General features: G+C 63.9%; 14 protein-coding genes and 1 pseudogene. 6 read left to right on the forward strand and 9 right to left on the reverse strand.

What is annotated here, in order from left to right; genetic code table 11:
• The 4 genes and pseudogenes from RM2_RS21740 to RM2_RS21755 all read left to right on the forward strand — a co-directional run.
• Nucleotides 1–304 (forward strand): RICIN domain-containing protein (locus RM2_RS21740; RefSeq protein ID WP_139277884.1); only part of this gene is annotated, 304 nt, incomplete at its 5' end.
• Between the two features lie 23 nt (nucleotides 305–327).
• A complete protein-coding gene (locus RM2_RS24710; RefSeq protein WP_072691580.1) occupies nucleotides 328–519 on the forward strand; it encodes a hypothetical protein in 192 nt (63 codons plus the stop codon).
• An 84-nt stretch (nucleotides 520–603) separates the two neighbouring features.
• Nucleotides 604–963 (forward strand): annotated as a pseudogene (locus RM2_RS21750) (ATP-binding cassette domain-containing protein); the annotation flags it as partial.
• A 47-nt stretch (nucleotides 964–1,010) separates the two neighbouring features.
• Nucleotides 1,011–1,931: an NADP-dependent oxidoreductase gene (locus RM2_RS21755; RefSeq protein ID WP_072691592.1), complete on the forward strand. Its 921-nt coding sequence runs from the start codon at nucleotides 1,011–1,013 to the stop codon at nucleotides 1,929–1,931.
• On the opposite strand, the gene RM2_RS21760 is transcribed toward RM2_RS21755, so the two are convergent.
• The 4 genes from RM2_RS21760 to RM2_RS21775 all read right to left on the reverse strand — a co-directional run bounded on the left by RM2_RS21760 (nucleotide 1,928) and on the right by RM2_RS21775 (nucleotide 4,941).
• Nucleotides 1,928–2,908: a CopD family protein gene (locus RM2_RS21760; protein ID WP_072691581.1), complete on the reverse strand. Its 981-nt coding sequence runs from the start codon at nucleotides 2,906–2,908 to the stop codon at nucleotides 1,928–1,930. The genes RM2_RS21755 and RM2_RS21760 overlap by 4 nt on opposite strands.
• Nucleotides 2,872–3,426, reverse strand: a complete 555-nt coding sequence (locus RM2_RS21765; RefSeq protein WP_072691582.1) for a copper resistance CopC family protein — start codon at nucleotides 3,424–3,426, stop codon at nucleotides 2,872–2,874. Before RM2_RS21765 ends, RM2_RS21760 begins: the two co-directional genes overlap by 37 nt.
• Before the next feature lie 329 nt (nucleotides 3,427–3,755).
• Complete coding sequence (locus RM2_RS21770; protein WP_072691583.1) at nucleotides 3,756–4,274, reverse strand: hypothetical protein; 519 nt, start codon at nucleotides 4,272–4,274, stop codon at nucleotides 3,756–3,758.
• Between the two features lie 13 nt (nucleotides 4,275–4,287).
• Nucleotides 4,288–4,941: a DUF6474 family protein gene (locus RM2_RS21775; RefSeq protein ID WP_072691584.1), complete on the reverse strand. Its 654-nt coding sequence runs from the start codon at nucleotides 4,939–4,941 to the stop codon at nucleotides 4,288–4,290.
• Nucleotides 4,942–5,103: 162 nt separating this feature from the next.
• On the opposite strand from RM2_RS21775, the gene RM2_RS21780 reads away from it, so the two are divergent.
• Together RM2_RS21780 and RM2_RS21785 are read left to right on the forward strand one after the other, a co-directional pair.
• A complete protein-coding gene (locus tag RM2_RS21780) occupies nucleotides 5,104–6,660 on the forward strand; it encodes a TM0106 family RecB-like putative nuclease (RefSeq protein WP_072691585.1) in 1,557 nt (518 codons plus the stop codon).
• Between the two features lie 12 nt (nucleotides 6,661–6,672).
• On the forward strand, nucleotides 6,673–7,371 hold the full coding sequence (locus RM2_RS21785; protein ID WP_072691586.1) for a YoaK family protein: 699 nt from the start codon (nucleotides 6,673–6,675) through the stop codon (nucleotides 7,369–7,371).
• A gap of 1 nt (nucleotide 7,372) precedes the next feature.
• Here RM2_RS21785 and RM2_RS21790 read toward each other — a convergent pair whose 3' ends face one another.
• From RM2_RS21790 to RM2_RS21810, 5 genes are all read right to left on the reverse strand, one after another.
• On the reverse strand, nucleotides 7,373–8,002 hold the full coding sequence (locus RM2_RS21790; RefSeq protein WP_072691587.1) for a class I SAM-dependent methyltransferase: 630 nt from the start codon (nucleotides 8,000–8,002) through the stop codon (nucleotides 7,373–7,375).
• An 88-nt stretch (nucleotides 8,003–8,090) separates the two neighbouring features.
• On the reverse strand, nucleotides 8,091–8,858 hold the full coding sequence (locus RM2_RS21795) for an SDR family NAD(P)-dependent oxidoreductase (RefSeq protein WP_072691588.1): 768 nt from the start codon (nucleotides 8,856–8,858) through the stop codon (nucleotides 8,091–8,093).
• Between the two features lie 169 nt (nucleotides 8,859–9,027).
• A complete protein-coding gene (locus RM2_RS21800) occupies nucleotides 9,028–9,579 on the reverse strand; it encodes an LpqN/LpqT family lipoprotein (RefSeq protein ID WP_072691589.1) in 552 nt (183 codons plus the stop codon).
• Nucleotides 9,572–10,537 (reverse strand): hypothetical protein, encoded by a 966-nt coding sequence (locus RM2_RS24225; protein WP_169846795.1) that lies wholly within the window; start codon nucleotides 10,535–10,537, stop codon nucleotides 9,572–9,574. The genes RM2_RS21800 and RM2_RS24225 overlap by 8 nt, the downstream gene beginning before the upstream one ends.
• A gap of 124 nt (nucleotides 10,538–10,661) precedes the next feature.
• Nucleotides 10,662–11,704, reverse strand: a 1,043-nt coding sequence (locus RM2_RS21810; RefSeq protein WP_218017264.1) for a hypothetical protein, incomplete at its 5' end; no start/stop codon positions are given.

The raw sequence follows: 11,704 nt of genomic DNA on the forward strand, positions 1-11,704 counted from the left end.
CGGGGAGATCGTCAACCCGGTGTCCGGATTGTGCCTGCAAGAACTCAACGACGGCTACGGGCAGTTCGGCGATGATCCGAGCCCGGATGGCGTTGCGCCCGTCGAACTAGGCAAATGCTCCGGACATATCACGCAACAGTGGACTATCGCCGACGAAGTCACCGACGGGAACCAACCTGGCGCCAGCATCGTTCAAACCACCACCGGCAGATGCCTCGAAGTCACCGACAGCATCTCCGCCAACGGCACCCCGGTTCAAATCGCCCCCTGCACTGGTGAGTCGAATCAACAGTGGAATATGTAAATGGGATTCTTTGAACTAGACCTGTGCAGGTCGCGTTCGACGTCCCTGTGTTTCGACTGTTCGACGTGGCGGTGGTCGGTGACTGGCCGGTACGGGGGCTCGATGACGAGCTTTCCCACTACCAGGCTGCCGATCAAGATCGAAGAGCCCCCGAGGACCCGCACCGACGCGGGTTCGGTCAGAAGCCGATCGGCACATCCCCGGACCGCACTTGACCGCTTGACTTGACCGCTAGCTCGGCGTCAAGTCACGGACCTCGGCCGTCGCGAGGGCACGGGAACTCGGCGCCATCTGACCGCATTCCACGTAGCGCCTTCCGCCTGCTGTCGGGCGCACGGGCACTTCTCGACGCGGTCGGGCTTGGTGCACACACTGGAAAACGCCCAGGGCAACTGTCCGGCGGGCAGCGGCAAAGGGTCAATCTCGCCCGGGCGTTGATGCATGATCCGTCGCTGCTGGTGGTCGACGAGCCCACGAGTGCCCTCGATCAGGAACGCGGAGCGGCGATCATGGACTTGATCTTGGGCGTCGTTCGGGAGCACGATGTCGCGACTTTGCTGGTGACGCATGATCGTGGCCATCTCTACCGGATGGACTCGGTCTACAACGTCGTCGACGGTTCCCTCGCTCGCGAGCAGTTCCCAGCCTCGAAGCGGTGACAAACCGCCGCGAAGGGACGAGATTTGTTGATATGGCGAACCAGACGATGAAGGCAATTTCGTACTCTTCCTACGGCGGTCCGGAGGTTCTTGAGACCGTCGACGTTCCGGTACCCGTGCCGGCGGGCAACCAGGTGCGCCTCGTCATCCGCGCCGCCGGGGTGAACCCGTTCGACTGGAAGGTGCGGTCGGGGTCGATGGCGGAAGTGATGAAGGTGAAGTTCCCGAAGATCCCCGGCAGCGAGGTGGCCGGTGTGGTCGACGCTCTCGGACCGGGCGCGACGGGTGTGACGGTCGGGGACGAGATGTTCGGCTGGTCCGACACCGGCGGCTACGCGGAGTACGCGCTCGCCTCGGTGGTGGTGCCGAAGCCGCGTGAATTGAGTTGGACGGACGCCGTCACGCTTCCCGTCGCCGGCGAGGCCGCCGACCGTGCCCTGGGGTTGCTAAACCTCGAACCCGGTGAGACTGTGCTGGTCAACGGTGCGTCGGGTGCGGTGGGAACAATGGCCGCGCAGTTGGCGCGCAAACGCGGGGTTACCGTGATCGGCAGCGCGAGTGTGAGGCACCACGACGCCCTTCGGGAACTGGGCGTGACGCCCACGACCTACGGTGAGGGCATGGCCGGTCGGGTGCGCGCCCTCGCCCCGGGCGGTGTCGACGCCGTACTCGATGCCGGCCACGGTGGGCTCGAGGCTGCGATGGATTTGCGTGGGGGCGTCGAGCGGATCGTGACACTGTCGGACGCTGCGGCGTTCGATCTGGGAATCACCTTTTCGTCCGGCACCTCCGACGATCGGAGCACAGAGACATTGCGCAGGCTGGGCGACTTGGCCGCCGCCGGAGAGTTTTCTCTACCGCCGGTCCGCACGTTCGCGCTGACCGATGCGGCTCGAGCGCAACGCGCCGGCGAGGAGGGGGGCGGCCGAGGAAAGATCGTTCTGCACAGACCCGCCCGGTCGAGTTAGGCGGTGGTGGCGAGGGCGGCGGCGAGCCCGAACGCAATGGCCATCGCGACCACTTCTACCGTGGCTCGCCTCAGCGAGGTTTCAGCGTCGATCCGGTGAGCGGCGGCCTGGCCGACCCAGGTTCGCCGCCACCACCAGCCGAGCCCGAGGAGCACCGCAAACACGAGCATTTTGGCGAGCACGATGCGGCCGTACCCGGTATCGAACAGCGGTGTCACCCCACCCAACTTCACCGCGGCGTTCACAACCCCTGTCAAGGTCAGCAGCGACACACACCAGACGGCGAGGTCAGAAAATCGCGGCAGCCACTTCGCCCAGTCTCCGCGCGAGCGGAGCATCAAACCGAGCGCGGCGAGCACCCCGAGCCACACGGCGGCGGCCAGAGCGTGGACGACGTCGAGTGCCGAGCCGAGCATCTGCTGCGACATGTGGCCGGTGATCGGTCGGGCAACCAGGGCGAGCGCCGCGAGCACCAGCACCGGGACGGGGAGCCGGGCGTCTTTGCGGCGGAACGCAATCGCCGACCATGTGGCGGCGGCGACCGTGCATGCGAGAACTGCCAGGCCGACGCGTCCGGCGCTGATCTCGGTCACGTATTGCCCGAACCGCCCGACCGACAGCTCGATCAGAGGTTCGGCATCCGCCTCGGACGCGGTCATCGCGAGCAGGACGCCCTCGGCGAGCATCCAGGCCGCGGCGATCGCCGTCGACAGCTGCCACAGCCGTGCGTTCCTCGCGAAGGGACGAGTGCCTGTGCGACTCCACCAGCCGAGTGTCGCGAGTCCGAGGACGACCGAGCCCAGCAGTAGGGATATCGCCCGGACGACACTCGACGGGTCGTGGCCTTCCGGCCGCGCCAGCGCCCAACCGAACGCGACCCCGACGAGGGAGGTGGGTACGGCGAACAGCAGCAACCACTGCCGCGCCGTACCCGTCCGCCTCAGCTGTCGGCGCGAGGCTTGCGAAGTGCGAGCCATAGTCCACCTGCAAATACGATCACGCCCACAACGATGAACGGCCACAACGGAACTCCACCGTCCGCGGATCCACCCGGACTGCTGGCCTGGGCGCTCACGCCGCTGGCCGGGGCGCCCGGCGCGCCCGACTCCGGCTGGGTGAGTGTAAACGTGCTTGTACCGCTCACGGGATGTCCGTCGGCGGAGACGACGCGGTACGCGATGGTGTATTCGCCCGCTGGTCCCAGCTCACCGAGTGCGGCGCTGACAGTGGTCCCTACAACTGACGGGTCACTCTTGGTCCACAGGTTGCCGTCCGGCCCCACGACGGTCAGTGATGCGAACGATTCCTGCATCGGCTCATTGAACTTGATACTCACTTGATCCGGGGCGGTCGCGATCTGAGCACCGTTTTCCGGGTTGAAGCCAGTCGCGGCGGCGTGGGCGGAGGCCGTGGCCACGCCGAGCATGCTCGTGAGCATGACCAGCAGACCGAGGGTGAGAACTTTCATCGCGGTGATCGAGGTGCGCGTGCTCATGAGCGACGGCTCCGGCCCACGGCGCTGAGGTCGAACGCGCCGGGAACGAATCCGGCGCCACCCAGCCAACGGGCGCTGGCGTTGCTGTAGGTCTGCGTGGCAGGGAACAACACTTCGTCCTCCTCGGGTAGTGGTTCCCCAAGACAGTTCGACCTGCTGGAACTGGCCGGGTCCGACCCCGACGCCGGGGTCCGTCGTACACGTTACGGAATCGGCACGCCGAATCGTTGGATCTTTCACTGTTGCCGGGCCAGGGGTCAAAAAAGCATGGCTGGATATGGGTGTCATCGATAGGTCCTTACTGGTCTGAGCTTTGAGGTGGGAGAGGGTCAGACTCGGACCGGTGGGCCACGGCGTGAAATGCTGGCGCGAAGCAGGGCATCCACGGGGTTCGTGTGATGTGAGGAAATATGAGGCTGCGCAGCCGTCGAGATCGGTTGTGGTTCGCCCCGTAACACCAGGCACCATACGTGGACGAGCGGCCCGTACAGGCGTTCGGCGCTGGCGATCAGCAGAGCGCAGACCATGGTGGCGACAGCGTGCGCGGCGAGCATCGGTACGTCCGGGCCCGCAGAGTTAGGGTGCGCGGTGAGGGTGAGCGCGGCGTGTGCGGCCAGTTGTCCCAGACCGAGCGAGGCGACTAGAGCGAGGCTGCCGTGGAAGCGAGCGGGCAGGTGTGTCGTCATCGCGCCGACACCGCCGCATGTGACGAGCAGAAGGGTCAATGCGGCGGAATCGGGGACTCCGCCGCCCCCGACACCGTGTGCCGCGACCGCGAGAGCGCCCGCCAGCGCCCCCACCGCCGGACCCCGTAAAGGGGCGGTCGGGGCACGGCGGGTGGGGTACACCGAGGTTAGATCTTCAGCGCACGCCGAGGCGGGCGAGGAGATCGGCTTCGACGCCGTCGAGTTCGGACGCGATCGCTTGGTGGGCGGCCTTGCGCCGGGCGTGAGGCATCTGCTCGGCCGCGCGGACGGCGGTGTTGAGGTCGCCGAGGCGGCCGCGGATGGCCGCGGCGAACTTCTGCGTCTCCGCATCGTCGGGCTTCTGCCCGAGGATCTCGGTGGTGGAGCTTTCAGCACCGGCGATGCGGGCGCTGAGCTTGGCTCCGTGTCCGGTGAAGTTGGCGAGTTGGTCGACGCCGATGCCCATCCGTTCGGCGCGACGGGCATCGATCTGCGCGCGCACGACTGTCGCGGCCCGGTAGGCGAGCGGAAGCAGCACCGGTGTCAGCAGTCGAGCGACACCGAGGTACTTGCGCACGTTGGCGACCGTGAAACCCTTCCGGTCGGCGGCCTTCTCCTGCGCCTTGAACGCTGCGATCTGAGCCTTGTCGATCTTCTTCTGCGATTTCAGTTCGGCAGCCTCGAGTTTGCGGCCGGTCTTGGCGGCCACCTTGTCGCGCTTCCGTTCGTTTCGTGCGCTCAGCTTCGCTTCCACTCCGGCCTTGTGCTTGAGTGCCTTGGCTTCCGCCTTGCGGGTGGCTCGGGACTTTCGTTTCTTGAACAACCCCATCGAAAAGACCCCTTTTCCTGGTGTTTCAGCGCAGCCCACGCTACCAACTGCATCCGGTGCTTCGAGGTAAGCCTAGGGGAGCACATAATCTTGGTCATTGTGTGTTCCCATATCGGTCAGCAATCAGAACCCCGCGCCTCTCCCGGACAGGTCCCGAGGGCGGTGATCGATGCCGGCGCACTGACGCGGTGTCGTCATCGCGTGCACCTCGACGCGGCGTTCCCAGAACAACTCGCGGCCGCGCCCGAGGACCCGGGCGTCCGCCAACGTCAGGACGCCGCCACTGCCAAGCGCGAAGGGATTCGCCGGACGCTCACCGAACACGCCCCCGATCGCTGGGTGCAGATCGACCGCGAGCAGAGTGCGCGCAGGCGCGCCGAGGACACCTTGGCCGCGTGCGCCGCGGGTGCGGACCGCATCTGGGGTGCGGTGCTGCCACTTGATCGGGACGTGGGCAGGAAGGCGCACTGCGAAATTCTTATCCGTGACACGGATCGCGGCGGGTACATCCCGGTGATCGTCGTCAACCACAAGGTCACCGATCCCGGTCGCGGCGCGGTCACGTCGGGAATGTTCGAGTGGGAACCACGGGAAGACCTGGCTCGGAAGCCGCGCGGTCAGGCGCGCGACCAGATGCGCGTCGCGCAGGTGTACCGGATGCTCGAGCAGCACGGGTTCGCGAGTCCGGCGCTCGTGGCCGGCGCGATCGGCTACGGCTCGGACGTGATTTTCGTGCACGACCTCACAGCCATCCTCGAAGACTACGACGAGCGATTCGTCGACCGACTCGCCATCGCGCGCGGAGAATCGGCGACGGTGCCGTCGAAGATCGGCGAATGCCGTTCGTGCCCGTGGTGGCCGGGCTGCGAGGAGCAGTTAACGCAGACGCACGACGTGAGCCTGGTGGCCTCGGGGTCACGGGCCGACTTGTTGCGCGAAGCGGGGTGCCGCACCATCGACGATCTCGCGGCATGGGATCAGGAACCGATCGAGGACTGGCCGCACGGCGCGTTCGAGGACGCTGTCGTCACCGCCAAGGCGTGGCTGGCGGGAGCGCCGTTGGTGCGAAGATACTCGCAGATCCGGGTGACCCGCGCGGACATCGAGGTGGATGTCGACATGGAGAGCTACCAGGAGCACGGCGCTTATCTGTGGGGGACGTTGCTCAACGCGGATGGAATTTCGGTGTATCGGCCGTTCGTCAGCTGGGATCCGTTGCCCACGCCGGACGAGGCCCGCTCGTTCGCCGAGTTCTGGACGTGGCTGATGGCCGAACGGGAGGCTGCGGCGCTGAGCGGCAAGACCTTCGCCGCATACTGCTATTCCCGTGCCGCCGAGGATAAGTGGTTGCTGGACTCGGCCCGTCGGTTCGTCGGGACCCCGGGAATCCCCACCGAGGACGAGATCCGGGAATTCATCGACAGCCCGCAGTGGGTCGACATCTATCAGGCAGTCAGCGACCAATTCATCTGCCCGGCAGGTAAGGGACTCAAGAAGATCGCCCCCGTGGCGGGGTTCCGGTGGCGTGATGCGGATGCGAGTGGCGAGGCGTCGATGAGTTGGTACCGCGAGGCCGTCGGCTATGACGGCGAACCTGATCTCTCGCAGCGCGAGCGTCTGCTGCAGTACAACGAAGACGATGTGATCGCCACGAAAGTTCTGCGCGAGTGGATGTCGGACCGGGCGGAATCGGAAATCCCCCTGGCCACGGATCTATAGGGGGCGGGTGCGTTGACGACGGAAACCTCCACCTCACTGCGGTTTGCCCTGCTGCTCACCATCGCCAGCGGATTCCTCGACGCCTACACGTTCATCAGCCGGGGCGGCGTCTTCGCCAACGCCCAGACCGGCAACGTCATCCTCATGGGGATTGATCTGTCGGAGGGACACGTTCGCGCCGCGCTCGCGCATGTGTGGCCGATACTCGCGTTCATCGTCGGCGTCGCGATTGCCCATTCGTTGAAGAGTCCCCGTGCGAAACGTGTGGTGAACCATCCGATCCGTGTCGCCGTGGTCGCGCAGATCGCTGTCCTCGTCGGGGTCGGGTTTGTGCCCTCGACGGTTCCCGACGCGTTGGTGACCGTCCCGATCGCATTCGTCGCCGCCCTCCAGATCGGGCTCTTCCGGACTGTCGGTTCGCTGTCCTACATCGCGATCGCCACCACCGGAAACCTCATGCGCTTCACCGAATCCGCCTATGCCGGGTTCGTCGGGAAGGACCGTGAGTCGCGTAAAACCACCGCCGTGTACGGCACGATCGTCGGCAGTTTCGCGGCGGGTGCCGTCATCGGCGCCGTGTGCACGAGGATCATCGGACACGAGGCCACGTGGATACCCGCATCGCTTCTCTGTTGCGCGCTCGTGCTGTTCTACGTTGATGAGCGGGAAGTCGTTCGGCGCCCTGCGCATCGCAGACGAGTCGCTAGATAGCTCAACCGTTCATTGGCGGTGCGGCCGCGTATCCGAGCGAGAGGGCGCCTAGGAATCTGGGCGCCGATTGCTCGTAGAAGCGGTCGAGCTCTCGGATTTCGAAGCCTGCTCCCGTCAATAGTTCGGGGATTTGACGCGTGAGGTGGCAACCACCGGCGATGGTCTTCTGGATCGGCTCGAGCCGGTGCTGCCAGCTCTGGACCTTGGTGTCGGGAGCCAGGCCGTGCTCGACGAAGTGCAGGGTGCCGCCGGGTTTCAGGACCCGTCGGACCTCGAGAAGAGCCGCGTCGACATCCGGGATGGTGCACATCGTCCAGGTGGACAGTGCGGTGTCGAAGCTGTTGTCGGGGAAGGGAAGGGACTGGCCGTCCAGGCCAGACCGTTCGACCGGTACCGCCGACTCCGCCAACCGCTTGCCCGCCAATTTCCAGCCGAGGTCGGCCGGTTCGACGGCGCTGATGACCTCCACGGCTGACGGATAGTACGGAATGTTGAGCCCGGAGCCGAATCCGATCTCGACGACGCGTCCGTGCAGTCCCGTGCAGGCCCGTTGACGTTCCGGCACCGTCACCTTCATTCCGCAAGCCTTGTCGATCAACCGCGGAAGGACCTGATCTGCATAAAAACCCATGACAACCTCCCCTAAGTGGGCGCTGCGCGCCCGATGCGTGGTGGACGGGGCCTGCCCGCTGTCAACCACGCACCGGCGGTTGAGTCGCCTACCGTGGGGCCATGCGCAGAGCACCGTCCATACGAATCGTCTCACCGTTGAGGTAATCGTGCTCGACGATCATCTGAGTGAGTTGTGCGTATTCGGTCGGCTGGCCGAGGCGCGACGGGAACGGGACGCCGGCCTCGAGGCCCTTGCGGTACTCGTCGGTGACACCGGCGAGCATCGGTGTGTCGATGATGCCGGGGGCGATGGTGTTGACGCGGATGCCGAACTGCGCCAGATCGCGGGCTGCGGGGACGGTCATGCCCTGCACGCCACCCTTGGACGCGGAGTAGGCGATCTGGCCGATCTGGCCCTCGAACGCGGCAACCGAGGCGGTGTTGATGATGACACCACGCTGCCCGGACTCGTCGACGGTGTCGGTCTTGGCTATGGCGTCGGCGGCCAGCCGCATGACGTTGAACGTGCCGAGCAGGTTGACCGTGATCACGGTGCGGAACAACTCGAGTTCGTGCGGGCCCTTCTTCGACAGGATGCGACCGGCCCAGCCGACCCCGGCACAGTTGACGACGATGCGCAACGGCACGCCCGATCCGACGATCTGCGCGACGGCGGCCTGCACCTCGTCATCACTGGTGACGTCGGTGGCGATGAGGGTCACGCCGTCCGGGACGTTGTCGCCGGCGCGCTCGATCGACTGCTGCAGGTCGAGCCCGAACACGGTGGCCCCGGCGTCAGCGAGACGCTTGGCGGTGGCGGCACCGAGGCCTGAGGCCGCTCCGGTGACCAGTGCGGCGGTTCCCTGAATTTCCACAGCTGTAATCCCTACTCTTCCGTCGGCCTCCGTTGGCTGACCCTGGTGACCTGCACCATAACGCGAATGGACTGTGGGCCGTCACTCGGTCACGGGGGAGCACGAAGGCGCAGGTGTAGTCGCGATGTCGGGCAGCGCCGCAGGAAGGCCGGTCGGGTCGTTCGGCCAGTCAGCCCATCGTGATGTTGAGCGCGGAATTGAATATCACCACGTCAACATCCAATTCCTCTGCCTGGCTCTGGAATATCGTGACGGTGAGCTGGGTCAGGAATTGCGAAGATCCGGCCGAGCTGACGACGTACCGGTTGGTTGCGGCGAACGCGCGGCCATTCACCGTGTAGCTGCCTTGTATGAATGTCGAAGGATGGCCCTGATGGGGCTCCCTGGACACCACGTACTCGTGCCATTCGGGCAGGGCACGCGAGTCGGCTCCGCCGCAAGACAACAAGGCTTCGGCATCGACCGGTGCAGTGAGCCTCCCGTGGATCAGAACCACGTTCGGCACCCACTCCTGCTCTCTGTGAGAAGGATTCACCAGTACGTGGTAGGCGTTGGGGAACAGGTCGGCGGGAACCGGTTCCCAGCCGGGTAGTTGAGGCACAGAAACGCGCGGATGGTCTGCCGCCTCAGGGTTGCATGGTTCGCAGGCGACGCCGAGCGCCTGGAGGTGCTCCGCGAGGGTTTCATCGAGAGGTTCGTTTGTGGTGCTGGTGCTAGGCATTCGGAGGTGCCGCTGTCCCAGAGCTACTGCTGACGGAACTCTTCGATTTGCGCGCAGACCGGAACCGCGCGCGCAGGGGCGGTGGCGTCAGCAGCTTCAGCGATTCTGGCTGTGCGAGTAGTTCACGTTCCTCGGGATGGTCCTTCATGTACTGCATCAGCGAAAAAAGTGTATTCGGTTCGGAAACCAATTGGTAAACGCGAATGACGGTTTCCTCATCGGTGCCGGAATCTGTATACGAGTCCGTCGTTGGGGAAGCGCAAATATTTATCAGCGGATTGTGAATTTGACTGGCGCCGGTCGTGACGATCTGCGTGTCTGGCGTGATCTTCTCGACGCGATCCCATTCGACGAAGGTCTCGATATTCTTCGTTCGGAAGAAGCGGCGACGTCGGACTAGGTATTGAATTCCGGAAGGTGCTAGATTCAGCACCGCATTCTCCTGGATTGCCAGGGACAATAGCGCTAGAAGTAGGGATACAATTCCAGCGATCGCCATATAGTTTGCACCGCCGCTTGTGTCACGACTCGTCGGAAGTAGGGTTTCTCCCAAGCCGAAATACCAAGTAGAGGCTGTAGTCAATCCAGTAACTGCGCCACACGTAAACAGTATGGCCAGGAGAGCGTCATCACGACGCTTGGGGATCCGAATTCCGACGCGATGATCAGCGTTGAGCGATAAAACGCGCCGTGAGAGGGAGACCGAACGAAATCCGGCGGACCTTATTGCGAAAACCGATGCGACGGTTACCAGCATCAGGAATGCTGTGAAACCGATCACCATCCCTGCCTCACTTTGTCGAACACCCTTGGCGATGCTGATGACTCCTGCCCAGGCTACGAATATTGGCAGCGCTAATGATGCAAGCCAGGTGTACTTGAGCTTTTGTGGCCACATTTCAAGGTATGGCACGTGTCTGCTGCCCAAGACGAATACACCTTCTGCTCGAGATTGCATGGTGTTCCTCGGTCTAGTTCCAACGCTTGATGTCGGTGGTGTTGACACGTGCCTTCCCCGGTCGGAAATGTTTTGATCATCGCGGGTGTGGCGCCCCTTGCGGCACTGAAGAAAACCTGCAGCGTCAGACGTCCGGAGGTGCCCCGCCCCCTGAGTCAGTGCCGAGGGAGCTCTTCGATTTGCGCGCAGACCGGAACCGCGCGCGTAGGGGCGGTGGCATCAGCAGCTTCCGCGATTCCGGCTCTGCGAGTAGTTCACGGTCTTCGGGATGGTCCTTCATCCGATTAATCAAGGAAAGTAGAGTATTCGGTTCGGAGACCAAGAGGTGGGCGCGAATCAAGATCTCTTCATCGCTGGCAATATCCGTGCTCGTAGAGCTCGATTGCCGGACGGTTACCCTCACCAGAGGGTTGTGGAGGTCCGAAAAAGAATTCGGGATGATGTGCGTTTCCGGAATGATCGAAATGATATCCGACCAGTCGGCACAGTTGTCGATATCGATGGTGCGGAAGAAACAGTGGCGGCGTATGTGATACCGAACACCGGAAGGCGTGAGTTGCAGTGTTGCGGGTGCACGAAACATCAGGAAGAGGATTGCCATCACCAATCCCGCGGCGCCCAGGATGGCCATGACGTTCGCTCCACCACGGTTATCCCTACTTGCGGGGAGAAGGGTCTCTCCGAAATCCATGTACCAGGTTGCTGCGGCGGTCAATCCGGATACGGCTCCACATGCAAGGAGAACGACCAACAGCAAGATCGACCGGTCCGCTGGAATCTTGATCCCGACGCCGTGTTCGGTGGTCGTTGATGAAATCCGCGATGACAAGCGGATCCAACGAAATCCTACGAACTGGAGCATGCCAATTGATACCAGGATTATCATCAGCGTCAACGCGGCGAATCCGATGGTGATTCCGGCCTCGTCTCGACGTATCCCAAGCATGACGCTGAGCACCCCGATACCGGCGCCGATCAGTGCCATTGCCAGGGCCGCCAACCATCCGTAGCTCACTCGCTGCGGCCATTGTTGTGGTGGCATGGCAGGAGGCACAGGTGATATGTGGTGATCGTCTTCGCGGGTGTTCATCATGTCCTCGGGTAGTTCAATTCGGGTTCTTGATTGGCCCACCTCGACAGGGGGAATGTGTGAAGCATCCGCTCTAA

This window comes from Rhodococcus marinonascens NBRC 14363 (assembly GCF_001894885.1).
Lineage (GTDB): Bacteria > Actinomycetota > Actinomycetes > Mycobacteriales > Mycobacteriaceae > Rhodococcus_F > Rhodococcus_F marinonascens.

Coding starts and splice junctions, on each gene's coding strand:
- RM2_RS21755 (WP_072691592.1), top strand. CDS start 1,011: ATGAAGGCAATTTCGTACTCTTCCTACGGCGGTCCGGAGGTTCTTGAG.
- RM2_RS21760 (WP_072691581.1), bottom strand. CDS start 2,908: ATGGCTCGCACTTCGCAAGCCTCGCGCCGACAGCTGAGGCGGACGGGT.
- RM2_RS21765 (WP_072691582.1), bottom strand. CDS start 3,426: ATGAGCACGCGCACCTCGATCACCGCGATGAAAGTTCTCACCCTCGGT.
- RM2_RS21775 (WP_072691584.1), bottom strand. CDS start 4,941: ATGGGGTTGTTCAAGAAACGAAAGTCCCGAGCCACCCGCAAGGCGGAA.
- RM2_RS21790 (WP_072691587.1), bottom strand. CDS start 8,002: ATGGGTTTTTATGCAGATCAGGTCCTTCCGCGGTTGATCGACAAGGCT.
- RM2_RS21800 (WP_072691589.1), bottom strand. CDS start 9,579: ATGCCTAGCACCAGCACCACAAACGAACCTCTCGATGAAACCCTCGCG.
- RM2_RS24225 (WP_169846795.1), bottom strand. CDS start 10,537: ATGCAATCTCGAGCAGAAGGTGTATTCGTCTTGGGCAGCAGACACGTG.